This window comes from Streptomyces mauvecolor (genome assembly GCF_039532965.1).
Classification (GTDB): Bacteria; Actinomycetota; Actinomycetes; order Streptomycetales; family Streptomycetaceae; genus Streptomyces; species Streptomyces violascens.
On sequence record NZ_BAAASQ010000012.1, the window covers coordinates 365782 to 390530 of the forward strand.

22 protein-coding genes are annotated in these 24749 nt (G+C 71.1%); 20 read left to right on the forward strand and 2 right to left on the reverse strand.

Features of this window, described 5'->3' with window-relative positions; translation table 11 throughout:
- Window positions 1-15 precede the first annotated feature (15 nt).
- Complete coding sequence (locus tag ABD346_RS18560) at window positions 16-2175, reverse strand: ATP-binding protein (protein ID WP_344376091.1); 2160 nt, start codon at window positions 2173-2175, stop codon at window positions 16-18.
- A gap of 167 nt (window positions 2176-2342) precedes the next feature.
- On the opposite strand from ABD346_RS18560, the gene ABD346_RS18565 reads away from it, so the two are divergent.
- The 14 genes from ABD346_RS18565 to nusB all read left to right on the forward strand — a co-directional run bounded on the left by ABD346_RS18565 (window position 2343) and on the right by nusB (window position 15756).
- On the forward strand, window positions 2343-2783 hold the full coding sequence (locus ABD346_RS18565; protein WP_053723652.1) for a DUF948 domain-containing protein: 441 nt from the start codon (window positions 2343-2345) through the stop codon (window positions 2781-2783).
- A gap of 7 nt (window positions 2784-2790) precedes the next feature.
- Complete coding sequence (locus ABD346_RS18570) at window positions 2791-3120, forward strand: DUF6167 family protein (RefSeq protein WP_344376093.1); 330 nt, start codon at window positions 2791-2793, stop codon at window positions 3118-3120.
- Window positions 3120-5789, forward strand: coding sequence for an alanine--tRNA ligase (gene alaS / locus ABD346_RS18575; RefSeq protein WP_344376095.1), 2670 nt, complete (start codon window positions 3120-3122; stop codon window positions 5787-5789). Before ABD346_RS18570 ends, alaS begins: the two co-directional genes overlap by 1 nt.
- A complete protein-coding gene (gene ruvX, locus ABD346_RS18580) occupies window positions 5789-6253 on the forward strand; it encodes a Holliday junction resolvase RuvX (RefSeq protein ID WP_189962220.1) in 465 nt (154 codons plus the stop codon). Before alaS ends, ruvX begins: the two co-directional genes overlap by 1 nt.
- A 101-nt stretch (window positions 6254-6354) precedes the next feature.
- Window positions 6355-8064 (forward strand): endolytic transglycosylase MltG, encoded by a 1710-nt coding sequence (gene mltG, locus ABD346_RS18585; RefSeq protein WP_344376097.1) that lies wholly within the window; start codon window positions 6355-6357, stop codon window positions 8062-8064.
- On the forward strand, window positions 8045-8887 hold the full coding sequence (locus ABD346_RS18590; protein WP_344376098.1) for a shikimate dehydrogenase: 843 nt from the start codon (window positions 8045-8047) through the stop codon (window positions 8885-8887). The genes mltG and ABD346_RS18590 overlap by 20 nt, the downstream gene beginning before the upstream one ends.
- 261 nt (window positions 8888-9148) lie before the next feature.
- Window positions 9149-10333, forward strand: a complete 1185-nt coding sequence (gene aroC, locus ABD346_RS18595) for a chorismate synthase (protein WP_344376100.1) — start codon at window positions 9149-9151, stop codon at window positions 10331-10333.
- On the forward strand, window positions 10330-10848 hold the full coding sequence (locus ABD346_RS18600; protein ID WP_344376102.1) for a shikimate kinase: 519 nt from the start codon (window positions 10330-10332) through the stop codon (window positions 10846-10848). Before aroC ends, ABD346_RS18600 begins: the two co-directional genes overlap by 4 nt.
- A complete protein-coding gene (aroB, locus tag ABD346_RS18605) occupies window positions 10845-11939 on the forward strand; it encodes a 3-dehydroquinate synthase (RefSeq protein WP_344376103.1) in 1095 nt (364 codons plus the stop codon). The genes ABD346_RS18600 and aroB overlap by 4 nt, the downstream gene beginning before the upstream one ends.
- A complete protein-coding gene (gene aroQ, locus ABD346_RS18610; protein ID WP_189962225.1) occupies window positions 11936-12385 on the forward strand; it encodes a type II 3-dehydroquinate dehydratase in 450 nt (149 codons plus the stop codon). Before aroB ends, aroQ begins: the two co-directional genes overlap by 4 nt.
- A 131-nt stretch (window positions 12386-12516) precedes the next feature.
- On the forward strand, window positions 12517-13470 hold the full coding sequence (locus tag ABD346_RS18615; RefSeq protein ID WP_344376105.1) for a Pro-rich N-terminal domain-containing protein: 954 nt from the start codon (window positions 12517-12519) through the stop codon (window positions 13468-13470).
- A 112-nt stretch (window positions 13471-13582) separates the two neighbouring features.
- Window positions 13583-14689, forward strand: coding sequence for a M24 family metallopeptidase (locus ABD346_RS18620; RefSeq protein ID WP_344376107.1), 1107 nt, complete (start codon window positions 13583-13585; stop codon window positions 14687-14689).
- A 69-nt stretch (window positions 14690-14758) separates the two neighbouring features.
- Complete coding sequence (efp, locus tag ABD346_RS18625; RefSeq protein WP_053724515.1) at window positions 14759-15325, forward strand: elongation factor P; 567 nt, start codon at window positions 14759-14761, stop codon at window positions 15323-15325.
- 2 nt (window positions 15326-15327) lie between these two features.
- Window positions 15328-15756, forward strand: coding sequence for a transcription antitermination factor NusB (nusB, locus tag ABD346_RS18630; protein ID WP_189962228.1), 429 nt, complete (start codon window positions 15328-15330; stop codon window positions 15754-15756).
- 186 nt (window positions 15757-15942) lie between these two features.
- On the opposite strand, the gene bldD is transcribed toward nusB, so the two are convergent.
- Window positions 15943-16443, reverse strand: coding sequence for a transcriptional regulator BldD (gene bldD, locus ABD346_RS18635; protein ID WP_014044812.1), 501 nt, complete (start codon window positions 16441-16443; stop codon window positions 15943-15945).
- Between the two features lie 295 nt (window positions 16444-16738).
- Between bldD and pyrR the strand changes: the two genes are divergently transcribed.
- The 6 genes from pyrR to carB all read left to right on the forward strand — a co-directional run bounded on the left by pyrR (window position 16739) and on the right by carB (window position 24721).
- Window positions 16739-17341, forward strand: a complete 603-nt coding sequence (pyrR, locus tag ABD346_RS18640) for a bifunctional pyr operon transcriptional regulator/uracil phosphoribosyltransferase PyrR (RefSeq protein ID WP_189962229.1) — start codon at window positions 16739-16741, stop codon at window positions 17339-17341.
- 95 nt (window positions 17342-17436) lie between these two features.
- A complete protein-coding gene (locus ABD346_RS18645) occupies window positions 17437-18420 on the forward strand; it encodes an aspartate carbamoyltransferase catalytic subunit (protein ID WP_344376110.1) in 984 nt (327 codons plus the stop codon).
- A 2-nt stretch (window positions 18421-18422) separates the two neighbouring features.
- Complete coding sequence (locus tag ABD346_RS18650; protein ID WP_344376113.1) at window positions 18423-19709, forward strand: dihydroorotase; 1287 nt, start codon at window positions 18423-18425, stop codon at window positions 19707-19709.
- Complete coding sequence (locus ABD346_RS18655) at window positions 19706-20281, forward strand: PH-like domain-containing protein (RefSeq protein ID WP_344376114.1); 576 nt, start codon at window positions 19706-19708, stop codon at window positions 20279-20281. The genes ABD346_RS18650 and ABD346_RS18655 overlap by 4 nt, the downstream gene beginning before the upstream one ends.
- Entirely contained in the window at window positions 20278-21420 is a 1143-nt protein-coding gene (gene carA / locus ABD346_RS18660; protein WP_344376116.1) for a glutamine-hydrolyzing carbamoyl-phosphate synthase small subunit, read from the forward strand. Before ABD346_RS18655 ends, carA begins: the two co-directional genes overlap by 4 nt.
- Window positions 21413-24721, forward strand: coding sequence for a carbamoyl-phosphate synthase large subunit (gene carB / locus ABD346_RS18665; RefSeq protein WP_344376118.1), 3309 nt, complete (start codon window positions 21413-21415; stop codon window positions 24719-24721). Before carA ends, carB begins: the two co-directional genes overlap by 8 nt.
- The last annotated feature ends 28 nt before the right edge of the window (window positions 24722-24749 follow it).

Consider the following 24749-nt stretch of genomic DNA (forward strand, 5'->3'; position numbering starts at 1 on the left):
CGTAACACCGGAGCCTCAGCGCTTCAGCCCGCCGTCCCCCCGCTCCGCACGGAGCGGGAGGCGGCGGGCTTTCGCATGTGCGGCCCCCTCGTGCGGAAGCCCCTCGCAGGCGGGCGTCAACTCCCCTGTGCCGTCGGCCACTTGGCCCAGCGCCCGGGCCACCGCCGCGTCCGTGCCGAGCAGTGTGCCGCGCCGCCGGTGCTCCTCGTACGACGCGTCGCCGAGCCGCTCCCTGGTCCGCTCCTCGCACAGCACGTGCGCCGCGTAGAAGTACGCCGAGCCGAACAGCGGCAGACCCACCGACGGCCAGATCCGCTCGGCGGCCCCCTGCAGGACGGCCGCCTCCGCCGGATCCCCCGTGTCCACCTCGACGAGCGCCAGCATCTCCAGGGTGAGCACCGTGCCCACCAGATCGTGGAAGGCGTAGTTGACCGCGAGGGTCTCCCGGAGCAGCCTGCGGGCGCGGTCCGGAACGCCGCCGTACCAGGCCGCGTACGCCAGGACGTACAGCGCATAGGCGCGGGCCCAGCGCTCGCCGTGGTCCTCGCAGATCTCCACGACCTGCTCGCACACCGAGACGGCCTCCTCCAGACGGCCCCGGAAACCCACCGCCATCGCCAGCTCGACCCGGCCCATCAGCACATTGCTGTTGAGCTCACCGGCCTCGTCGTACTCGGCGAGGGCCGCGCGCAGCAGCTCCTCGGCGCGCGGCATGTCGTCGGTGACCAGGGCAAGACAGCCCGTGCGGTGCACGGCGTACGCCGCGGCCACCGGATCGCCGCACAGCTCGGCCTCCTCGCGGCACTCGTGCAGCGCGGCGATCGCCGCGACCGCATCGCCCTGCAGCACCGCAACATGGCCGAGCACCCACAGAGCCTTGAGGCGTGAACTCCCGTGCTCGCTCTCGGCGTCCAGGACCTGGTCCAGCCAGTGCCGCCCCTCCCCGAGGCGCCCGCAGCCGGCCCAGTAGAACCAGAGCGTGGCCGCGAGGTACTGGGCCAGGTGCGCGTCCTCGGGCGAGGCCAGCGAGAACTCCATCGCCGCGCGCAGGTGGGGCAGTTCGCACTCCACGCGCGCGGCCACCTCGGTCTGGCGGGGGCTGAACCAGTCCAGCTCGCACCAGGTGGCGAGCCCCAGGTACCAGTCGCGGTGGCGCCGGTGCAGCCGGTCCGCGTCGCCCGTCGCCGCGAGCCACTCGGCGCCGTACTCGCGGACCGTGTCGAGCAGCCGGTAGCGGATGCCGAAGGGGCCGTCCTCGCGCGCCACCACCGACTGGTCGAGCAACTCGCCCAGGATGTCGAGCACCTCCTCCTGCGGCAGATCGGGGCCCACGCAGATGTACTCGACGGCCTCCAGGTCGAACGCCCCGGCGAACACCGAGAGCCGCGCCCACAGCAGCCGTTGCACCGCCGTGCACAGCTCATGGCTCCAGCCGATCGTCGTCCGCAGCGTCCGATGGCGGGGCAGCGCCCCGCGCCCGCCCCCGGTGAGCAGCCGGAACCGGTCGTCCAGGCGGCGCAGCAACTGCTCCACCGAGAGCGTGCCGAGCCGGCCGGCCGCCAGCTCCAGGGCCAGCGGAATCCCGTCGAGCCGGCGGCACAGCTCGGCGGCGGCCACCTCGCGCCCCTCGGCCGGCCACTCACCGGCCCGGACGCCGGCCGCGCGCTCCGTGAAGAGCCGCAGCGCGTCCTCGTCGCCCATCGGGGCCAGCGTGAAGACCCGCTCGCCGTCGATCCTGAGCGACAGCCGTCCTGCGGCGAGGACCCGCAGGCCCGGGCAGGCCCGCAGCAGCTCCCGTAAGAGCTCGGCGCAGGAGTCCACCAGCTGCTCGAAACCGTCGACCACCAGCAGGAGCCGGCGTTCGGCGAGGTGGTCGAGCAGCAGTCGGCGCGGCGGTCTCGCCGTGTGATCGGTCAGGCCGAGCGCCTCGACGACCGCGTGGTCGAGCAGGCCCGGATCGTTCACAGCGGACAGCTCTACCAGCCGGACCCCGTCGCAGTACCGTTCCTGCTCCGCCGCGGCGGCCGCGGCCCGCAGTGCGATACGCGTCTTGCCGACCCCGCCCATGCCGGTCACGGTGACCATGCGCGCCTCGCGGAGCAGCCGGTCCAGGCGTTCCAGTTCTCGGTCTCGCCCGACGAAGAGGTTCAACTCTGCGGGCAGATGGGAGCGCATGGAACACGCAGCGTACTCAAGGGTATGCACTGCGTACAATCGGGTTGTGTCACTCCGTTTGTGGCGGCGCGGAATGCGGTACGGGAAGCCATCCCCGGCGCGATAGGGTCGGAGGACTACCTTTTTCGAGGTTTTCGGGTTCCGACGGGTTGCGGGGAGCGGTGCAAGTGTCCGGTGGAGAGGTGGCCGGGATCCTGGTGGCCGTCTTCTGGGCGATCCTGGTGTCCTTCCTCGCGGTCGTTCTCGTGAGGCTGGCCCAGACGCTGAAGGCGACGACCAAGCTGGTCGCGGACGTCACCGACCAGGCCGTCCCGCTGCTCGCGGACGCCTCCACCGCGGTGCGCTCCGCCCAGACCCAGCTGGACCGGGTCGACGCCATCGCGTCGGACGTCCAGGAGGTCACCTCCAACGCGTCCGCGCTCTCCACCACCGTCGCCTCCACCTTCGGCGGCCCGCTGGTGAAGGTGGCGGCCTTCGGGTACGGGGTGCGCCGGGCGATCGGCCGCAAGGGCGCCGCCCCGGCCGATGTGCCCGCTCGGGAGAGCCGACGTAACGTGATCGTCGGGCGGACCGTGCCGTCCGCGCGGCGGTCGAAGCGAAAGGGCTGACGCTGCGATGTTCCGCCGTACGTTCTGGTTCACCGCGGGCGCGGCCGCCGGAGTCTGGGCCACCACCAAGGTGAACCGGAAGCTGAAACAGCTCACCCCGGAGAGCCTGGCCGCGCGCACCGCCGACAAGGCGGTCGAGGCCGGCCACCGGCTCAAGGACTTCGCCCTCGACATCAAGTCCGGCATGGCGCAGCGCGAGGCCGAACTCAACGACGTCCTGGGCATCGGCGAGAGCGAGCCGCCGCGCGAACTTCCCGCGCAGCGCCGCCTCGTCGCCATCGAGACCACACAACAGCAGTACCCCAAGCATTCGTACAACCGGAATGAGGACCACTGATGGAGTCGGCCGAGATTCGCCGCCGCTGGCTGAGCTTCTTCGAGGAGCGCGGGCACACCGTCGTCCCTTCGGCGTCGCTCATCGCGGACGACCCGACTCTGCTGCTCGTCAACGCGGGCATGGTCCCCTTCAAGCCGTACTTCCTCGGGGAGACCAAGCCGCCCGCGCCGCGCGCCACCAGCGTGCAGAAGTGCGTGCGTACGCCGGACATCGAAGAGGTCGGCAAGACCACCCGGCACGGCACGTTCTTCCAGATGTGCGGCAACTTCTCCTTCGGGGACTACTTCAAGGAAGGCGCCATCAAGTACGCCTGGGAGCTGCTCACCAGCTCCGTGGCGGACGGCGGCTACGGCCTGGAGCCCGAGAAGCTCTGGATCACGGTCTACCTCGACGACGACGAGGCCGAGCGCATCTGGCACGAGGTCGTCGGCGTGCCGAAGGAGCGCATCCAGCGCCTGGGCAAGAAGGACAACTTCTGGTCCATGGGCGTGCCCGGACCGTGCGGCCCCTGCTCCGAGATCAACTACGACCGCGGCCCCGAGTTCGGCGTCGAGGGCGGCCCGGCCGTCAACGACGAGCGGTACGTGGAGATCTGGAACCTGGTCTTCATGCAGTACGAGCGCGGCGCCGGCGAGGGCAAGGAGGACTTCCCGATCCTCGGCGACCTGCCCTCCAAGAACATCGACACCGGCCTCGGCCTCGAACGCCTCGCGATGATCCTGCAGGGCGTGCAGAACATGTACGAGACCGACACCCTGCGCGTCGTCATGGACAAGGCCACCGAGCTGACGGGCGTGCGCTACGGCGACAAGCACGAGTCCGACGTCTCGATGCGCGTCGTCGCCGACCACATCCGTACGTCCGTGATGCTCATCGGCGACGGTGTGACCCCGGGCAACGAGGGCCGTGGCTATGTGCTGCGCCGCATCATGCGCCGCGCCATCCGCAACATGCGCCTCATGGGCGCCACCGGCCCGGTCGTGCAGGACCTGATCGACGTCGTCATCAAGACGATGGGCCAGCAGTACCCGGAGCTCGTCACCGACCGCAAGCGCATCGAGACGGTCGCCCTCGCCGAGGAGGCCGCCTTCCTCAAGGCGCTGCGCGGCGGCACCAACATCCTGGACACCGCCATCACCGAGACCAAGGCCACCGGTGGCACGGTCCTGGCCGGCGACAAGGCGTTCCTGCTCCACGACACCTGGGGCTTCCCGATCGACCTCACCCTGGAGATGGCCGCCGAACAGGGCCTCTCCGTGGACGAGGACGGCTTCCGCCGCCTGATGAAGCAGCAGCGCGACCAGGCCAAGGCCGACGCCCGCGCCAAGAAGACCGGCCACGCCGACCTGTCCGCCTACCGCGAGGTGGCCGACGCCTCCGGCGAGACCGACTTCACCGGCTACGCCTCCACCGAGAACGAGTCGACCATCGTCGGTCTGCTCGTCGACGGCGTGCCCTCGCCCGCCGCCACCGAGGGCGACGAGGTCGAGGTCGTCCTCGACCGCACCCCCTTCTACGCCGAGGGCGGCGGCCAGCTCGCCGACCAGGGCCGGATCAAGCTCGACACCGGCGCGGTCATCGAGATCCGCGACGTACAGAAGCCGGTTCCCGGCGTCCACGTGCACAAGGGCGTCGTCCAGGTCGGCGAGGTGACGGTCGGCGCGTCCGCGTACGCCGCCATCGACACCAAGCGCCGCCGCGCCATCGCCCGCGCCCACTCCGCGACGCACCTCACGCACCAGGCGCTGCGCGACGCGCTCGGCCCGACGGCCGCCCAGGCCGGTTCCGAGAACTCGCCGGGCCGCTTCCGCTTCGACTTCGGCTCGCCGAACGCCGTTCCCGGCACGGTCCTCACCGACGTCGAGCAGAAGATCAACGACGTGCTCTCGCGCGAGCTGGACGTGCAGGCCGAGGTCATGTCGATCGACGAGGCCAAGAAGCAGGGCGCCATCGCCGAGTTCGGCGAGAAGTACGGCGAGCGGGTCCGCGTCGTCACCATCGGCGACTTCTCCAAGGAGCTGTGCGGCGGCACCCACGTCCACAACACCGCCCAGCTGGGCCTCGTGAAGCTGCTCGGCGAGTCGTCCATCGGCTCGGGCGTGCGCCGCATCGAGGCGCTGGTCGGCGTCGACGCGTACAACTTCCTGGCCCGTGAGCACACGGTCGTCGCCCAGCTCCAGGAGCTGGTCAAGGGCCGTCCCGAGGAGCTGCCGGAGAAGATCTCCTCCATGCTCGGCAAGCTGAAGGACGCCGAGAAGGAGATCGAGAAGTTCCGCGCGGAGAAGGTGCTCCAGGCCGCCGCCGGTCTCGTCGACTCCGCCAAGGACGTGCGCGGCACCGCGCTGGTCACGGGCCAGGTGCCGGACGGCACCTCCGCCGACGACCTGCGCAAGCTGGTCCTGGACGTGCGCGGCCGCATCCCGGGTGACCGCCCGGCCGTCGTCGCGCTGTTCACCACGGCGGGCGGCCGCCCGGTGACCGTCATCGCCACCAACGAGGCGGCCCGCGAGCGCGGTCTCAAGGCCGGCGAGCTGGTCCGCACGGCCGCCAAGACGCTCGGCGGCGGCGGTGGCGGCAAGCCGGACGTCGCCCAGGGCGGCGGCCAGAACCCGGACGCGATCGGCGACGCCATCGACGCCGTCGAGCGCCAGGTCGCAGAGACCTCGTGATGCGACGAGGACGCCGGCTGGCGATCGACGTCGGAGACGCCCGGATCGGGGTCGCGTCCTGCGACCCCGACGGGGTGCTCGCCACGCCGGTGGAGACCGTGCCGGGACGTGATGTCCCGGCCGCCCACCGGCGGTTGCGGCAGCTCGTCGAGGAGTACGAGCCGATCGAGGTGGTCGTCGGACTGCCCCGCTCCCTCAACGGGGGCGAGGGCCCGGCGGCGGCCAAAGTCCGTGTGTTCACCCAGGAGTTGGCGCGCGGCATCGCCCCCATCGGGGTGCGGCTCGTCGACGAACGGATGACGACGGTCACCGCGAGCCAGGGGCTGCGCGCCTCCGGCGTGAAGTCCAAGAAGGGACGTTCCGTCATCGATCAGGCAGCCGCCGTGATCATTCTTCAGAACGCGCTTGAGGCCGAACGGGTGTCGGGCAACCCTCCCGGCGAAGGCGTCGAAGTGGTTATCTGATCGCGATACGGTAACGTTCCGGCCGATGCGGAGGCATTCGAACAGTCGCCGCACAGTAAAAGAGGCGGACCGTCCGGATGCCTCGCGGCTCTAGGGGACCGATGACTGAGTATGGCCGGGGCGCAGGCTCCGAACCGTGGCACCCAGAGGATCCCCTCTACGGGGACCAGGGGTGGGGAGCGCAGCAGGCTGCCTCCGGTCAGGCTCCGTACGGCGGCCCCGAGCAGCAGCCGCAGCAGCCGTACTACCCGCAGCAGCCGCAGGACCCGTACGCGCCCCAGCCGCAGTACGCCGAGCAGCAGACTCAGCAGGGCTACGCCGAACAGCCCCAGCAGGGCTACCCGCAGCAGCAGTACGCGGAGCAGTACGCGGCCCAGCCCGCCCAGCCCCAGCAGTTCAACGGGGGCTGGGACTCCACGGGCCAGCAGGCCGCCATGCCGTACGCGGGCCAGCAGCCCGACCCGTACAACAACGGCTACGCCGGCGAGGGCAACGACCTCTACGGCACGCCCGAGGCGTATCCGCCGCCGCAGCCGCCCGGCCAGCGGCAGGCGCCCACCGTGCCCGAGGTGCCGGAGCAGGGCGGTGAGTGGGACGCCGAGCCGCAGGAGGAGAACCACCCGTTCTTCACCGGCGCCGACGATGGCGAACGCGAAGACGACGAGCCGCGCGAGTCCCGCCGCAGCAAGGGAGGCGGCGGTGGCCGCGACCGGCGCGGCAAGACCAAGAAGAAGGGCAAGAGCGGGCGCGCCTGCCTGGTCCTCGCGGTGATCTTCGCCGTCGGCGTCGGCGGGGTCGGCTACGTGGGCTACGACTTCTACCAGAAGAAATTCGGGGCGGCGCCCGACTACGCAGGTGAGGGCACCAGCGAGACCGTCACCGTCGAGATCCCGACGGGCGCGGGCGGCTCCGAGATCGGCCAGCTCCTCAAGCAGGCCGGTGTCGTCAAGAGCATCGACGCCTTCGTCCAGGCGCAGAACGACGACCCCAAGGGCAAGACGATCCAGGCCGGCGCCTACACGATGAAGAAGGGCATGTCCGCGGCCAACGCGGTCAAGCTCATGCTCAATCCGAGCAGCCGCAACTCCCTCATCATTCCCGAAGGCAAACGCAACTCCTGGGTCTATGGGGAGATCGACACCCGGCTCGGCCTGCCCGCGGGCACGACCAAGGACATCGCGCTCAAGAAGGCCGGCAGCATGGGCCTGCCCGACTGGGCCAAGGGCCACAAGAACGTCAAGGACCCGCTGGAAGGATTCCTCTACCCGGCGAGCTACCCGGTCGCCAAGGGCATGAAGCCCGAGGACGTCCTGAAGAAGATGGTCAACCGGGCCAGCTCCGAGTACGGCAAGCAGGACCTGGCCGCCGAGGCCAAGAAGCTCAACCTGGACGGCCCCTGGCAGCTCATCACCGTGGCCAGCCTCGTGCAGGCCGAGGGCAAGACGCACGACGACTTCCGCAAGATGGCCGAGGTCGTCTACAACCGCCTCAAGCCGGACAACACCCAGACCAACCAGAAGCTCCAGTTCGACTCGGCGTACAACTACCTCACGGGCAAGAGCAACATCAAGATCGGCCTGTCCGAGATCAACAGCAACCAGGACCCGTACAACACCTACAAGTGGCGTGGCCTGACCCCCGGGCCGATCGGCAACCCGGGCACCGAGGCGCTGGCCGCCGCGCTGGACCCGACGAAGGACGGCTGGATGTACTTCGTCGCCACGGACGGCCAGCACAAGACCGAATTCGCCAAGACCCTGGCCGAGTTCAACAAGCTGAAGGAAGAGTTCAATGCCCAGTCCGGCCAGTGAGGGCGCGCGCAGGGCGGCCGTGCTCGGGTCGCCCATCGCGCACTCGCTGTCCCCGGTCCTGCACCGGGCCGCGTACGCCGAACTCGGCCTCGGCCACTGGTCCTACGACCGGTTCCAGGTCGACGAAAGGGGCCTGTCCCGCTTCTTCGCGGGGCTCGACACGTCCTGGGCGGGCCTGTCGCTGACGATGCCGCTGAAGCGGGCGGTCATCCCGCTGCTCGACGCGGTGAGCGCGACGGCGGCCTCGGTCGAGGCGGTCAACACCGTCGTCTTCACGGACGACGGCCGCCGCCTCGGCGACAACACCGACATCCCCGGCATGATCGCCGCTCTGGGGGAGCGCGGAGTGACCCGGGTCGAGTCCGCCGCCGTCCTCGGCGCGGGCGCGACCGCCTCCTCGGCCCTCGCCGCGCTCGCCCGGATCTGCGCGGGGCCGGTCACGGCGTACGTACGCTCCGAGGCTCGGGCCGAGGAGATGCGCGGCTGGGGCGAACGGCTCGGCGTCGACGTCCGCACCGCCGACTGGTCGCGCGCGGCGGACGCCTTCGAGGCGCCGCTCGTCATCGCCACCACCCCGGCCGGCACCACCGACGCGCTGGCCGAGGCCGTCCCCGAGCGGCCCGGCACCCTCTTCGACGTCCTGTACGAGCCCTGGCCCACCGCGCTCGCGGCCGCGTGGTCGGGACGCGGGGGAGCGGTCGTCGGCGGCCTCGACCTCCTCGTGCACCAGGCGGTGCTCCAGGTCGAGCAGATGACGGGCTGCGACAAGGCCCCGCTGGAAGCCATGCGCAAGGCGGGCGAGGCGGCCTTGGCGGGCCGCTGAGCCCCAACTTGGCCAGGGGGGCGAGGGGCTGTGACATGTGCGGCTCCGCCGCGATGGGAGTCCCCCCTGTTCGAGCGAAGCCGAGAACGCGGTGGGGAGCGAGCAACCCACCACGGGCCGCACTCGACGAGATCACAGTCCGCTGGCTGGACCACGGCCCGGTCCACCGTCCGGGACGTGGGAGGATCAGGGTGGCGGGCCAGGGCGCGCACCCCGGCCGCGCCGTCGTAGCACCCGGACGCGCGAGCATGAGGAGCACCGTTGAGCAGGTTGCGTTGGCTGACCGCTGGGGAGTCCCACGGACCCGCACTTGTCGCGACGCTGGAGGGCCTTCCCGCCGGCGTGCCGATCACCACCGAGCTGGTGGCAGACCACCTGGCCCGGCGGCGGCTCGGCTATGGGCGCGGCGCCCGCATGAAGTTCGAGCGTGACGAGGTGACCTTCCTCGGCGGTGTGCGGCACGGCCTGTCGATGGGCTCGCCGATCGCGATCATGGTGGGGAACACCGAGTGGCCCAAGTGGGAGCAGGTCATGTCGGCCGATCCCGTGGACCCGGAGATCCTCGCCGAGCTGGCCCGCAACGCCCCGCTGACCCGTCCGAGGCCCGGCCACGCCGACCTCGCCGGCATGCAGAAGTACGGCTTCGACGAGGCCCGGCCGATCCTGGAGCGCGCCAGCGCCCGGGAGACCGCGGCCCGCGTCGCGCTCGGTGCGGTGGCCCGTTCCTACCTCAAGGAGACGGCCGGCATCGAGATCGTCAGCCATGTGGTGGAGCTGGCCGCGGCCAAGGCCCCGTACGGCGTCTACCCGACCCCCGCCGATGTCGAGAAGCTGGACGCCGACCCGGTGCGCTGCCTGGACGCGGACGCGTCGAAGGCGATGGTCGCCGAGATCGACCAGGCCCACAAGGACGGCGACACCCTCGGCGGAGTCGTCGAGGTGCTCGCCTACGGAGTGCCGGTCGGCCTCGGTTCGCACGTGCACTGGGACCGCCGTCTGGACGCCCGGCTCGCCGCCGCCCTCATGGGCATCCAGGCGATCAAGGGCGTCGAGGTCGGCGACGGCTTCGACCTGGCCCGGGTGCCGGGCTCCAAGGCGCACGACGAGATCGTGAACACCGCCGAGGGTGTCAAGCGCACCTCCGGCCGCTCCGGCGGCACCGAGGGCGGCCTGACCACCGGTGAACTGCTGCGCGTACGAGCCGCGATGAAGCCCATCGCGACCGTGCCCCGCGCGCTCGCCACCATCGACGTCGCCACCGGCGAGGCGGCCAAGGCCCACCACCAGCGCTCCGACGTGTGCGCCGTGCCGGCCGCGGGCATCGTCGCCGAGGCCATGGTCGCGCTCGTCCTCGCGGACGCCGTCGCCGAGAAGTTCGGCGGCGACAGCGTGCCCGAGACCCGCCGCAACGTCGAGTCCTACCTCGACCACCTGCAGATCCGGTGAGCAGCGGACCGCTGGTCGTCCTGGTCGGGCCGATGGGCTCGGGCAAATCCACCGTGGGCGCGTTGCTCGCCGAGCGGCTCGGCGCGTCCTACCGGGACACCGACGCCGACATCGTGGCCGCCGAGGGCCGCGCGATCTCCGACATCTTCATCGAAGACGGCGAGCCGCACTTCCGCGCCCTGGAGCGGGAGGCGGTACGCGTGGCGCTCGCCGAGCACACGGGCGTCCTCGCCCTCGGGGGCGGCGCGATCCTCGACGAGGGCACCCGCGCGCTGCTCGCGCCGCACCCCGTCGTCTATCTCTCGATGGACGTCGAGGAGGCGGTCAAGCGCGTCGGCCTGAACACCGCGCGCCCGCTGCTCGCGGTCAACCCGCGCCGGCAGTGGCGCGAGCTGATGGACGCGCGGCGCCATCTGTACACCGAAGTCGCCCGTGCGGTCGTCGCGACCGACGAGCGCACCCCCGAAGAGGTCGCCCAGGCGGTCCTCGACGCACTGGAGTTGAAGGACGCATGACGGAGCAGGCACCCACCCGGATCCAGGTCGGCGGCACCGCCGGGACGGACCCGTACGAAGTGCTCGTCGGCCGCAACCTGCTGGGCGAGCTGGCCGGACTCATCGGCGACCGGGCCAAGCGGGTCGCGATCATCCACCCGGAGGCGCTGGCCGGCACCGGCGACGCGATCCGCGCGGACCTCGCCGCCGAGGGCTACGAGGCCATCGCGATCCAGGTGCCGAACGCGGAGGAGGCCAAGACCGCCGAGGTCGCCGCCTACTGCTGGAAGGCGCTCGGCCAGTCCGGCTTCACCCGCACCGACGTCGTCGTCGGCGTGGGCGGCGGCGCCACCACCGACCTGGCCGGCTTCGTCGCCGCGACCTGGCTGCGTGGCGTGCGCTGGATCTCGGTGCCGACCACCGTGCTCGGCATGGTGGACGCGGCCGTCGGCGGCAAGACCGGCATCAACACCGCCGAGGGCAAGAACCTGGTGGGCTCCTTCCACCCGCCCGTCGGCGTCCTGTGCGACCTCGCCGCGCTCGACTCGCTGCCGGTCAACGACTACGTGTCGGGCATGGCCGAGGTCATCAAGACCGGCTTCATCGCCGACCCGGTCATCCTCGACCTCATCGAGGCCGACCCGGCCGGCGCCCGCACCCCCGAGGGCCCGCACACCGCCGAACTCATCGAGCGCTCCATCCGGGTCAAGGCCGAAGTTGTCTCCAACGACCTCAAGGAATCGGGTCTGCGCGAGATCCTCAACTACGGCCACACCCTCGCCCACGCCATCGAGAAGAACGAGCGCTACAAGTGGCGGCACGGCGCGGCCGTCTCCGTCGGCATGGTCTTCGCGGCCGAACTCGGCCGTCTGGCAGGGCGGTTGGACGACGCGACCGCGGACCGGCACAGCGCGATCCTCAAGTCGGTCGGCCTGCCGCTCACCTACCGCGGCGACCAGTGGCCCAAGCTCCTGGAGAACATGAAGCTGGACAAGAAGTCCCGCGGCAACCTGCTGCGCTTCATCGTCCTGGACGGCCTCGCCAAGCCGACCGTCCTGGAGGGCCCCGACCCGTCGGTGCTGCTCGCCGCCTACGGCGAGGTCTCCGCATGACCCGGCGGGTGTTCGTCCTCAACGGCCCCAACCTGGGCCGCCTCGGCTCGCGCGAGCCCGATGTCTACGGCGCCACCACCTACGCCGGCCTCGTCGAGGTCTGCGAGGCGCTCGGCAAGGAGCTCGGCTTCGACGTCTCGGTCCGCGAGACCAACGACGAGGGCGAGCTCATCCGCTGGCTGCACGAGGCCGCGGACGGTCGGATTCCGGTCGTCATCAACCCGGGTGCCTTCACCCACTATTCGTACGGAATGCGCGACGCGGCGGCCCAGCGCACCGCGCCGCTCATCGAGGTCCACATCTCGAACCCGTACGCCCGCGAGGAATTCCGCCACACGTCGGTGATCGCACCCGTCGCCACCGGCACCGTAGCGGGCTTCGGCATCGGCTCCTACCGCCTGGCGCTGCGCGCGCTCGCCGACGAACTGGCCGACGAACTCGGCTGACGGGCACTGTTGCCGCTCCCCGGCCGTTCACACTGTGGCGGCCGGGAGAGGTACGGTTCTGCACCGGGCCGCCCCACACCGACGGGCGCCCGACCAGCGCCAGTTGCAGTTACGAGACGGAGTGGCACCGGATGCAGCACGCAGGGGGGGCTCCACTGCCGCCGCCCCACGCCCCGGGGCAGCCCCCGCACGACTGGGCCCAGCCGATCGAGCCGGAGGCGACGGCTCCGCTGCGCCCCGGCGTGCCCCCGCCCGCGCCGGGAGCCCCGCCCTACAAGCCCGGGCCCCCGCCCGGCTCCGGGCCCACGACCGCCCAGCTCCCGGCCCACCCGCAGTCGCCGCCCGCCCCGGCCCATCACCCGGGAGCCCCGCACACAGCGGGCACCCAGCAGCCGCCCGGCCAGGGCTGGCACGGGCCCGCCCCGCAGCACGCCTCGGCCCGGCCGCCGTCCCGGGACACCACCGGGCACGTCGCCCTGCCGCCCGGCGGGCCGGTGCCGATGCCGCAGGCCCCCGAGGGGACCGGTGCCACCACGCTCGCGGTGCTCCTCATCGGCCCCGCCGGAGCCGGCAAGACGACCGTGGCCCGGTACTGGGCGCAGCACCGCCGGGTGCCCACCGCCCACATCAGCCTCGACGACGTACGCGAATGGGTGTGCTCGGGGTTCGCCGACCCCCAGTCGGGCTGGAACGACCACTCCGAGGCCCAGTACCGCCTGGCCCGCCGCACCTGCGGCTTCGCCGCGCGCAACTTCCTGGCCAACGGCATCTCCTGCATCCTCGACGACGCGGTCTTCCCCGACCGGCCGGTCGTCGGCCTCGGCGGCTGGAAGCGGCACGTGGGCCCCGGCCTGCTGCCGGTCGTGCTGCTGCCGGGCCTCGAAGTGGTCCTGGAGCGCAACGCGGAGCGCAGCGGCAACCGCCGCCTCTCGGACGAGGAGGTGGCGGGCATCCACGGCCGCATGGCCGGCTGGTACGGCTCGGGCCTGCCGATCATCGACAACTCCCAGTACGACGTGCCCACCACGGCCCGCCTCCTGGACGACGTCCTGGCCAGAACGATCGCGAGCCCGCCGAGCTGGTAGCCCCGCCCCAGCCGGTCGGGCGTTTGAGGGCAAGAACGGACCGACCCCGGGGCGGCCCCCGGTCGGACGCGCTGAACCGGCCGACCCGGCGCCCCGCTCATACGCTCGGGGCATGTCAGAGGTGTTCGCGGTGCGCCGCGGCTGGCTGCGGGACCGCTGCGCGGCCGCAGGCTGCGCGGCCGCCCTGGTCTCCCGCCCGGCCAACGTCCGCTACCTCGCGGGCGGCGCCCCGCCAGGCGCCGTCCTGCTCGTCGGCCCGGCCGAGGACGTACTGCTGTGCCCGCAGACGCCGTCGGGCGACCTCATCGAGGGGCGCCTCGACGAGCAGCTCAGGATCACCGTGCTGCCCGCCCCCGGCGGCGACCCGGCCGTCGCGGCCGCCGACCTCGCCCAGACCAGCGGCGCCGACTCGCTGGCCGTCGAGGAGCACCACCTGTCCGTGGCCCGCCACCGCGCGCTCGGCTCGGTGGCGCCCCGGCTGCTCCTGAGCGATCTGGGCGGCGCGGTCGAGCAGCGCCGCCTGGTCAAGGACGAGGACGAGATCGCCTGTCTGCGCATCGCCGCCGAGATCACCGACCAGGCCCTGGGCGAACTCCTGGAGTCGATCCTGGTGGGCCGCACCGAGCGCCACCTCGCCCTGGAACTGGAGCGCCGCCTGGTCGACCACGGCGCGGACGGGCCCGCCTTCATGACCTCGGTCGGCACCGGCCCCAACTCCGGCCGGGCCGGCCACCGCCCGGCCGACCGCCGGGTCGAGGAGGGCGACTTCCTCTCGGTCTGCCTGGGTGCCACCTACCGCGGCTACCGCTGCGAGATCGGCCGCACCTTCGTGATCGGCACCACCCCCGCCGACTGGCAGATCGAGCTGTACGACGCCGTTTTCGCAGCCCAGCGGGCCGGCCGGGAGGCTCTCGTACCGGGTGCCGAGTACCGCGCGGTGGACCGCGCGGCCCGCCAGGTGCTGGACTCGGCGGGGCACGCGGAGGCCTTCGGACCGCTCACCGGACACGGCGTCGGGATCGAAATCGACGAGGAGCCGCAGCTCGCACCTGGAGCCATGGGTAAACTGGACACTTGCGTGCCGGTCACCGTCGAACCGGGGGTCCACCTCCCGGGCCGGGGCGGCGTCCGGATCGATGACACGCTCGTCGTACGCCCCGAGGCGGACGGCGGCCCCGAGCTACTCACCATCACGACCAAGGAGCTGCTAGCGCTCTAGCACGCGTACGTGCCCCGTGTACGTACCCTCGGTCGTCCACCAGCTTTCAGTCCAGGAGATTCCGCAACCGTGGCTTCCACGAACGACCTCAAGAACGGCCTGGTGCTCAAGCTCGACGGAGGCCAGCTCTGGTCCGTCGTCGAGTTCCAGCACGTCAAGCCCGGCAAGGGCCCGGCCTTCGTGCGCACCAAGCTCAAGAACGTGCTCTCCGGCAAGGTGGTCGACAAGACCTTCAACGCCGGTGTGAAGGTCGAGACGGCCACCATCGACCGCCGCGACATGCAGTTCTCGTACATGGACGGCGAGTACTTCGTCTTCATGGACATGGACACGTACGACCAGCTGATGGTCGACCGCAAGGCTGTCGGCGACGCCGCCAACTTCCTGATCGAGGGCTTCACCGCCTCGGTCGCGCAGCACGAGGGCGAGGTGCTCTACGTCGAGCTCCCCGCCGCCGTCGAGCTGGTCATCCAGCACACCGACCCGGGCGTCCAGGGCGACCGCTCCACCGGCGGCACCAAGCCGGCCACCCTGGAGACCGGTTACGAGATCGGCGTCCCGCTCTTCATCACCACCGGTGAGAAGATCAAGGTCGACACCCGCACCGGCGACTACCTCGGCCGGGTGAACAGCTAACCGTGGCTGCCCGGAACAAGGCCCGCAAGCGCGCCTTCCAGATCCTCTTCGAGGCCGACCAGCGCGGTGAGTCCGTGCAGACGGTCCTCGCGGACTGGGTGCGGCACTCGCGGTCCGACGACCGTCAGCCGCCGGTCGCCGAGTACACGATGCAGCTCGTCGAGGGGTACGCGGGCCATGTGGACCGCATCGACGACCTGATCTCCACGTACGCGGTGGGCTGGACGCTCGACCGGATGCCGGTCGTCGACCGGAACATCCTGCGGCTCGGCGCGTACGAGCTCGTCTGGGAGGACGAGACGCCCGACGCGGTCGTCATCGACGAGGCCGTCCAGCTGGCGAAGGAGTTCTCCACGGACGACTCGCCGGCCTTCGTGAACGGGCTGCTCGCCCGTTTCAAGGACCTCAAGCCGAGCCTGCGCCGCGACTAGCCTCCGGCAGGGACAGGCCTACGAAGGGCCCGCAGCACCATGCGTGCTGCGGGCCCTTCGGCGTGCCCCGCCGCCGCATGGCCGGATGGCCACCTGACCGCATGTCCGCGTACGAAAACGCCGTCGGGCCCGGTGGGAGCGGAGTGCTCCCACCGGGCCCGACGGCACGTTTCTGCTGAAGGGGCGTCAGCCCTCTTCGTGCGCGACCGCGCGGCGCGCGTCCGCGTCCAGGACGCCCCAGCTGATCAGCTGCTCGGTCAGCACCGAGGGCGACTGGTCGTAGATCACGGCCAGGGTGCGCAGATCGTCCTGGCGGATCGAGAGGACCTTGCCGTTGTAGTCGCCGCGCTGCGACTGGATGGTCGCCGCGTAACGCTGCAGCGGGCCCGCCTTCTCCGGCGGGACGTGGGCGAGGCGCTCAAGGTCGAGAACCAGCTTCGGCGGCGGCTCGGCGGCCCCGCCCGGCGTGGTGCCCGGCAGCAGCTCCTGCACCGGAACGCCGTAGAAGTCCGCCAGCTCGGCAAGGCGCTGTACGGTCACGGCACGGTCGCCGCGCTCGTACGAGCCGACCACGACGGCCTTCCAGCGGCCCTGGGACTTCTCCTCCACACCGTGGAGGGAGAGGCCCTGCTGGGTGCGGATGGCGCGGAGCTTGGCCCCGAGCTGTTTTGCGTATTCGCTGGACATATAGCTCCCCGGACGCTGTGACAACGTGCGGCTCCGCCGCGCGGCTGTAACTCACTGTGAGGTTACGCAGCGTTACTTGGCCGCGTCAAGCCGAATGGTCCACACCCTCGCCCCGGAGGAGTGACAGGCTCCGCGTGGGCCGGGCCCTACAGGTCACGGCGATTCGTCGGGCGCACTCACCCGTTCGAGTGATGGCCCGGTGTTGGGTGCCTCCTGGCCCCTGGTACCGTTGGTGACGCAATTCCGACGTCCTTTAAGGTCCGTCCCGTGAGGCGGAGAAGGAGGTCCGTTTCATATGGACACGCAGCACCCGCAGAACCAGCAGGATCCGGCGCACCCCGATGCGGCGCGGCCCGTTCTCGAAGGCCCCGACATCGCCCGCGTCCTGACCCGTATCGCCCACGAGATCGTCGAACGCGCCAAGGGCGCCGACGACGTGGTGCTCCTCGGCATCCCGACCCGCGGCGTCTTCCTCGCCGAGCGGCTCGCCGTGAAGCTGGAGGAGATCACCGGGCGCAAGACCCCGGTCGGTTCCCTCGACATCACCATGTACCGCGACGACCTGCGGATGAAGCCCGCCCGGGCGCTCGGCCGCACCGAGATCCCCGGCGACGGCATCGACGGCCGCCTGGTCGTCCTCGTCGACGACGTGCTCTTCTCCGGCCGCACCATCCGCGCCGCCCTCGACGCGCTCGGCGACATCGGCCGCCCCCGCGCCGTCCAGCTCGCGGTCCTCGTCGACCGCGGCCACCGCGAACTCCCGATCCGCGCCGACTACGTCGGCAAGAACCTCCCCACGTCGCTGCGGGAGACGGTCAAGGTCCAGCTCGCCGAGGAGGACGGCCGCGACGCCGTGCTGCTCGGTGTCAAGCAGACCGCCCCGGCCGGCGAGCAGTAGGCCCCACCCGACTCCGTACGGCCCAACCGGACCCGTACGGCCTGCTTCTGCGCGCCCGCATGCCCAAACCTCCACCACACCTGGAGAACCCCCAGATGATGCGTCACCTCATCTCGGCCGCCGACCTCACCCGCGACGACGCCGTCCTCATCCTCGACACCGCCGAGGAGATGGCCCGTGTCTCCGACCGGCCGATAAAGAAGCTCCCCGCGCTGCGCGGCCGGACGATCTGCAACCTGTTCTTCGAGGACTCCACCCGCACCCGGATCTCCTTCGAGGCGGCCGAGAAGCGCCTGTCGGCCGATGTCATCAACTTCGCCGCCAAGGGCTCCTCGGTCTCCAAGGGAGAGTCCCTGAAGGACACCGCGCAGACCCTGGAGGCGATGGGCGTCGACGCCGTCGTCATCCGGCACAGCGCCTCCGGCGCCCCCTACCGCCTGGCCACCTCCGGCTGGATCGACGCCCCGGTCATCAACGCAGGAGACGGCACCCACCAGCACCCCACCCAGGCGCTGCTCGACGCGTTCACCATGCGCCGCCGCCTGGTCGGCAAGGACGCCCTCGGCCAGGACCTGGCCGGCAAGCGCATCACCCTCGTCGGCGACGTGCTGCACAGCCGGGTGGCCCGCTCCAACGTCGACCTGCTGCACACGCTCGGCGCCGAGGTCACCCTGGTGGCCCCGCCGACGCTGCTCCCGGTCGGCGTCGAGCACTGGACCTGCGACGTGAGTTACGACCTGGACGCCGTGCTGCCGAAGTCCGACGCGGTGATGATGCTGCGTGTGCAGCGCGAACGCATGAACGCCGCCTTCTTCCCGACCGAGCGCGAGTACTCGCGGCGCTACGGGCTCGACGGCGACCGCATGGCCAAGATGCCCGAGCACGGCATCGTCATGCACCCCGGCCCGATGGTGCGCGGCATGGAAATCACCGCCGAGGTCGCCGACTCCGACCGCTGCACGGTCGTCGAGCAGGTCGCCAACGGCGTCCACACCCGTATGGCGGTCCTGTACCTGCTGCTCGGCGGCAACGAGCCCGCCGTCAGCCACGCCCGTCCCACCGATGCGGAGAACAAGTAACCATGAGCAAGATCCTTATCCGTGGTGCGAAGGTCCTCGGCGGCGACGTCCAGGACGTCCTGATCGACGGCGAGACCATCGCCGCCGTCGGCACCGGCCTGGACGCCGGGGACGCGACCGTCGTCGACGCCGAGGGCCAGATCCTGCTGCCCGGCCTCGTCGACCTGCACACCCACCTGCGCGAGCCCGGCCGCGAGGACTCCGAGACGGTCCTCACCGGTACCCAGGCGGCTGCACGCGGCGGCTACACCTCGGTCTTCGCCATGGCCAACACCTTCCCCGTCGCCGACACCGCGGGCGTCGTCGAGCAGGTCTGGCGGCTCGGCAAGGAGTCCGGCTACTGCGACGTGCAGCCCATCGGCGCCGTCACCGTGGGCCTGGAGGGCAAGAAGCTCTCCGAGCTCGGCGCCATGCACGACTCCGCCGCCGGCGTCACCGTCTTCTCCGACGACGGCAAGTGCGTCGACGACGCCGTGATCATGCGCCGCGCCCTGGAGTACGTGAAGGCCTTCGGCGGCGTCGTCGCCCAGCATGCCCAGGAGCCCCGTCTCACCGAGGGCGCCCAGATGAACGAGGGCGTCGTCTCGGCCGAGCTCGGCCTGGGCGGCTGGCCCGCCGTCGCCGAGGAGTCGATCATCGCCCGCGACGTGCTGCTCGCCGAGCACGTCGGCTCCCGCGTGCACATCTGCCACCTCTCGACCGCCGGTTCCGTCGAGATCGTCCGCTGGGCCAAGTCCCGCGGCATCGACGTGACCGCCGAGGTCACCCCGCACCACCTGCTCCTCACCGACGAGCTGGTCCGCTCGTACAACCCGGTCTACAAGGTCAACCCGCCGCTGCGTACGGAGAAGGACGTCATGGCGCTGCGCGAGGCGCTCGCCGACGGCACCATCGACATCGTCGCCACCGATCACGCCCCGCACCCGCACGAGGACAAGGACTGCGAGTGGGCCGCGGCCGCCATGGGCATGGTCGGCCTGGAGACCGCGCTCTCCGTCGTCCAGCACACGATGGTCGAGACCGGCCTGCTCGACTGGGCCGGCGTCGCCGACCGCATGTCGCACAAGCCCGCCGAGATCGGCCGGGCGAAGGGCCACGGACGCCCCGTCTCGGCAGGCGAACCCGCCAACCTGACGCTGGTGGATCCGGCATACCGTGGAGAGGTGAACCCCGCGGGCTTCGCCTCCCGCAGCCGCAACACCCCCTACGAGGGCCGCGAGCTGCCCGGACGCATCACCCACACCTTCCTGCGGGGCCGGGCAACGGTCGTGGACGGGAAGCTGGCGTGACGTACGCATCACTGATCAATCTGGCCGCCGAGGAGAAGTCCGCCGAGGTGACCAACTGGGGCGGACGGATCGGCTGGCTCGTCGGGCTCGCGCTCTTCGTGGCGCTCGTCTACTGGCTGATGCGCCAGGGCTGGCAGTGGCGCGGCCGCCTCCAGGCCGACCTGCCGGACCTCCCCACCGCGCCCGAGACGCCGGGCGAGGCGAAACTGAAGCTGAGCGGCCGCTACCACGGCTCCACCACCGCCGGGCAGTGGCTCGACCGCATCGTGGCGCACGGCCTGGGCGTACGCAGCAAGGCCGAGCTCACCCTGACGGACGCGGGCCTGGACGTCGTACGCCCCGGGGCGGACGACTTCTTCGTCCCGGCCGCGCAGCTCCGCGAGGCCCGGCTCGACAAGGGCATCGCGGGCAAGGTCCTCACCGAGGGCGGCCTGCTCGTCGTCACCTGGAGCCACGGCGACAAGCTCATCGACTCGGGCTTCCGCTCCGACCGGGCCGAGCAGCACCCGGCCTGGGTCGAAGCCATCAACTCCATGATCACCACCAACACGACGGAAGGCGCCGCACGATGACGACCTCCACCCGGGGAGCCGCCAAGGCTCCCGCCGTACTCGTCCTGGAGGACGGCCGTATCTTCCGCGGCCGCGCCTACGGGGCCGTGGGGGAGACCTTCGGCGAGGCCGTGTTCTCCACCGGCATGACCGGCTACCAGGAGACCCTGACCGACCCGTCGTACCACCGCCAGGTCGTCGTGATGACCGCCCCGCACGTCGGCAACACCGGCGTCAACGACGAGGACCCCGAGTCCTCCCGCATCTGGGTGGCCGGCTACGTCGTGCGCGACCCCGCGCGCATCCCGTCCAACTGGCGCTCGCGCCGCTCCCTGGACGAGGAGCTCGTCAAGCAGGGCGTCGTCGGGATCTCCGGCATCGACACCCGCGCGCTCACCCGCCACCTGCGCGAGCGCGGCGCCATGCGCGTCGGCATCTTCTCCGGCGAGGCCGTCGCGGACGACGCGGCGCTGCTCGCCCGCGTGAAGGAAGCGCCCCAGATGGTCGGCGCGAACCTCTCCGCGGAGGTCGCCACCAAGGAGACCTACGTCGTCCCCGCGATCGGTGAGAAGAAGTTCACCGTCGCCGCCGTCGACCTCGGCATCAAGGGCATGACCCCGCACCGCATGGCCGAGCGCGGCATCGAGGTGCACGTGCTGCCCGCGACCGCCACCGCCGAGGAGGTGTACGCCGTGAACCCCGACGGCGTGTTCTTCTCCAACGGGCCGGGCGACCCGGCCACCGCCGACGGCCCCGTCGCCGTCATGCAGGAAGTCCTCGCCCGCAAGACGCCGCTGTTCGGCATCTGCTTCGGCAACCAGATCCTGGGCCGCGCGCTCGGCTTCGGCACGTACAAGCTGAAGTACGGCCACCGCGGCATCAACCAGCCGGTGCAGGACCGTACGACCGGCAAGGTCGAGGTCACCGCGCACAACCACGGCTTCGCCGTCGACGCGCCGCTCGACAAGGTCTCCGAGACGCCCTACGGGCGCGCCGAGGTCTCCCACGTCTGTCTGAACGACCAGGTCGTCGAAGGCCTCCAGCTGCTCGACCAGCCGGCCTTCAGCGTCCAGTACCACCCCGAAGCGGCAGCCGGCCCGCACGACGCCGCCTACCTCTTCGACCGCTTCGTAACCCTGATGGAGGGCCAGCGTGCCTAAGCGCTCCGATATCCAGTCCGTCCTGGTCATCGGCTCCGGTCCGATCGTCATCGGCCAGGCCGCCGAGTTCGACTACTCCGGCACCCAGGCCTGCCGCATCCTCAAGGCCGAGGGCCTCAGGGTCATCCTGGTCAACTCCAACCCGGCCACGATCATGACCGACCCGGAGATCGCCGACGCCACCTACGTCGAGCCGATCACCCCCGAGTTCGTCGAGAAGATCATCGCCAAGGAGCGCCCCGACGCCCTCCTGCCCACCCTCGGCGGCCAGACCGCGCTCAACACCGCGATCTCCATGCACGAGCAGGGCGTCCTGGAGAAGTACGGCGTGGAGCTCATCGGCGCCAACGTCGAGGCCATCAACAAGGGCGAGGACCGCGACCTGTTCAAGGGCGTCGTCGAGGCCGTCAAGGCCAAGATCGGCTACGGCGAGTCCGCCCGCTCGGTCATCTGCCACTCGATGGACGACGTCATCAAGGGCGTCGAGACCCTCGGCGGCTACCCGGTCGTGGTGCGCCCCTCCTTCACCATGGGCGGCGCCGGCTCCGGCTTCGCGCACGACGAGGAGGAGCTGCGCCGCATCGCCGGCCAGGGCCTCACGCTCTCGCCGACCACCGAGGTGCTCCTGGAGGAGTCCATCCTCGGCTGGAAGGAGTACGAGCTGGAGCTGATGCGCGACAAGAACGACAACGTCGTGGTCGTCTGCTCCATCGAGAACTTCGACCCGATGGGCGTGCACACCGGTGACTCGATCACCGTCGCCCCGGCGATGACGCTCACCGACCGCGAGTACCAGCGGCTGCGCGACATCGGCATCGCGATCATCCGCGAGGTCGGCGTCGACACCGGCGGCTGCAACATCCAGTTCGCGATCAACCCGGACGACGGCCGCGTCATCGTCATCGAGATGAACCCGCGCGTCTCGCGGTCCTCCGCGCTCGCGTCGAAGGCCACCGGCTTCCCGATCGCCAAGATCGCGGCCAAGCTCGCCATCGGCTACACGCTCGACGAGGTCCCCAACGACATCACCGAGAAGACGCCGGCGTCCTTCGAGCCGACCCTCGACTACGTCGTCGTGAAGGCCCCGCGCTTCGCCTTCGAGAAGTTCCCCTCCGCCGACTCCACCCTCACCACCACCATGAAGTCGGTGGGCGAAGCCATGGCGATCGGCCGGAACTTCACCGAGGCCCTCCAGAAGGCCCTGCGCTCCCTGGAGAAGAAGGGCTCGCAGTTCGACTTCACGGGCCCGGTCGGCGCCAAGGAGGTCCTCCTGGAGGAGGCCAAGCGTCCGACCGACGGCCGGATCAACACCGTCATGTACGCGATCCGCGCGGGCGCCACCCAGGAAGAGGTCTTCGAGTCCACGAAGATCGACCCCTGGTTCGTCGACCAGCTCTTCCTCATCAAGGAGATCGCCGACGAGCTGGCCGCCGCCGACAAGCTCGGCCCCGAGCTGCTTGCCGAGGCCAAGCGGCACGGCTTCTCGGACGCCCAGATCGCCGGCATCCGCGGCCTGCGCGAGGACGTCGTCCGCGAGGTGCGGCACGCGCTGGGAGTGCGCCCGGTCTACAAGACGGTCGACACCTGCGCCGCCGAGTTCGCCGCCAAGACCCCGTACTTCTACTCCTCGTACGACGAGGAGAGCGAGGTCGCGCCGCGCACCAAGCCCGCCGTGATCATCCTGGGTTCGGGCCCGAACCGCATCGGCCAGGGCATCGAGTTCGACTACTCCTGCGTCCACGCCTCCTTCGCGCTGAGCGACGCGGGCTTCGAGACCGTGATGGTCAACTGCAACCCCGAGACGGTCTCGACGGACTACGACACCTCCGACCGCCTGTACTTCGAGCCGCTCACGCTCGAAGACGTGCTGGAGATCGTCCACGCCGAGACGCTCGCCGGCCCGGTCGCGGGCGTCGTCGTCCAGCTCGGCGGCCAGACCCCGCTCGGCCTGTCCCAGGCGCTCAAGGACAACGGCGTGCCGGTGGTCGGCACCCCGCCCGAGGCCATCCACGCCGCCGAGGACCGCGGCGCGTTCGGCCGCGTGCTCGCCGAGGCCGGCCTGCCCGCGCCCAAGCACGGCACCGCCACCACCTTCGCGGGCGCCAAGGCCATCGCCGACGAGATCGGCTACCCCGTCCTCGTACGCCCCTCGTACGTGCTCGGCGGCCGCGGCATGGAGATCGTGTACGACGAGGAGCGGCTGGCCTCGTACATCGCCGAGTCCACCGAGATCTCGCCGACCCGCCCGGTGCTCGTCGACCGCTTCCTGGACGACGCCATCGAGATCGACGTGGACGCCCTCTACGACGGCACCGAGCTCTACCTCGGCGGCGTCATGGAGCACATCGAGGAGGCCGGCATCCACTCCGGCGACTCGGCGTGCGCGCTGCCCCCGATCACCCTCGGCGGCTTCGACATCAAGCGCCTGCGCGCCTCGACGGAGGCCATCGCCAAGGGAGTCGGCGTCCGCGGACTGATCAACATCCAGTTCGCGATGGCGGGCGACATCCTGTACGTCCTCGAAGCCAACCCGCGCGCCTCGCGCACCGTGCCCTTCACCTCGAAGGCGACCGCGGTGCCGCTCGCGAAGGCCGCCGCCCGCATCTCGCTCGGCGCGACCATCGCCGAGCTGCGCGCCGAGGGCATGCTCCCCAAGGAGGGCGACGGCGGCACCCTGCCGCTGGACGCGCCGATCTCCGTCAAGGAGGCCGTGATGCCGTGGAGCCGCTTCCGCGACGTCCACGGGCGCGGCGTCGACACGGTGCTCGGCCCGGAGATGCGCTCCACCGGTGAAGTCATGGGCATCGACTCGGTGTTCGGCACCGCGTACGCCAAGTCGCAGGCGGGCGCCTACGGCCCGCTGCCGACGAAGGGCCGCGCGTTCATCTCGGTCGCCAACCGGGACAAGCGCACGATGATCTTCCCGGCGCGCGAACTGGTCGCCCACGGCTTCGAGTTGATGGCCACCTCCGGCACCGCCGAGGTGCTGCGCCGCAACGGCATCAACGCCACCGTGGTGCGCAAGCTCAGCGAGGGCGAGGGCCCGAACGGCGAGAAGACGATCGTCCAGCTGATCCACGACGGCGAGGTCGACCTCATCGTCAACACGCCGTACGGCACCGGCGGCCGCCTCGACGGCTACGAGATCCGCACGGCGGCGGTCGCCCGCTCCGTGCCCTGCCTGACCACGGTCCAGGCCCTCGCGGCGGCCGTCCAGGGCATCGATGCCCTCAACCACGGTGACGTGGGCGTCCGTTCGCTCCAGGAACACGCGGAACACCTGACCGCGGCCCGCGACTAGCAGACGGCGAGGAGGGGGACACCGGAAA

What these genes read in the sequence shown, in the direction of transcription:
- ruvX (WP_189962220.1), top strand. Translation starts at nt 5,789, where the DNA reads ATGCGACGAGGACGCCGGCTGGCGATCGACGTCGGAGACGCCCGGATC.
- aroB (WP_344376103.1), top strand. Translation starts at nt 10,845, where the DNA reads ATGACGGAGCAGGCACCCACCCGGATCCAGGTCGGCGGCACCGCCGGG.
- carA (WP_344376116.1), top strand. Translation starts at nt 20,278, where the DNA reads ATGACGACCTCCACCCGGGGAGCCGCCAAGGCTCCCGCCGTACTCGTC.
- bldD (WP_014044812.1), bottom strand. Translation starts at nt 16,443, where the DNA reads ATGTCCAGCGAATACGCAAAACAGCTCGGGGCCAAGCTCCGCGCCATC.
- ABD346_RS18560 (WP_344376091.1), bottom strand. Translation starts at nt 2,175, where the DNA reads ATGCGCTCCCATCTGCCCGCAGAGTTGAACCTCTTCGTCGGGCGAGAC.
- mltG (WP_344376097.1), top strand. Translation starts at nt 6,355, where the DNA reads ATGACTGAGTATGGCCGGGGCGCAGGCTCCGAACCGTGGCACCCAGAG.
- aroQ (WP_189962225.1), top strand. Translation starts at nt 11,936, where the DNA reads ATGACCCGGCGGGTGTTCGTCCTCAACGGCCCCAACCTGGGCCGCCTC.
- ABD346_RS18615 (WP_344376105.1), top strand. Translation starts at nt 12,517, where the DNA reads ATGCAGCACGCAGGGGGGGCTCCACTGCCGCCGCCCCACGCCCCGGGG.
- ABD346_RS18650 (WP_344376113.1), top strand. Translation starts at nt 18,423, where the DNA reads ATGAGCAAGATCCTTATCCGTGGTGCGAAGGTCCTCGGCGGCGACGTC.
- ABD346_RS18620 (WP_344376107.1), top strand. Translation starts at nt 13,583, where the DNA reads ATGTCAGAGGTGTTCGCGGTGCGCCGCGGCTGGCTGCGGGACCGCTGC.
- ABD346_RS18570 (WP_344376093.1), top strand. Translation starts at nt 2,791, where the DNA reads ATGTTCCGCCGTACGTTCTGGTTCACCGCGGGCGCGGCCGCCGGAGTC.
- pyrR (WP_189962229.1), top strand. Translation starts at nt 16,739, where the DNA reads ATGGACACGCAGCACCCGCAGAACCAGCAGGATCCGGCGCACCCCGAT.
- ABD346_RS18645 (WP_344376110.1), top strand. Translation starts at nt 17,437, where the DNA reads ATGATGCGTCACCTCATCTCGGCCGCCGACCTCACCCGCGACGACGCC.
- ABD346_RS18590 (WP_344376098.1), top strand. Translation starts at nt 8,045, where the DNA reads ATGCCCAGTCCGGCCAGTGAGGGCGCGCGCAGGGCGGCCGTGCTCGGG.
- alaS (WP_344376095.1), top strand. Translation starts at nt 3,120, where the DNA reads ATGGAGTCGGCCGAGATTCGCCGCCGCTGGCTGAGCTTCTTCGAGGAG.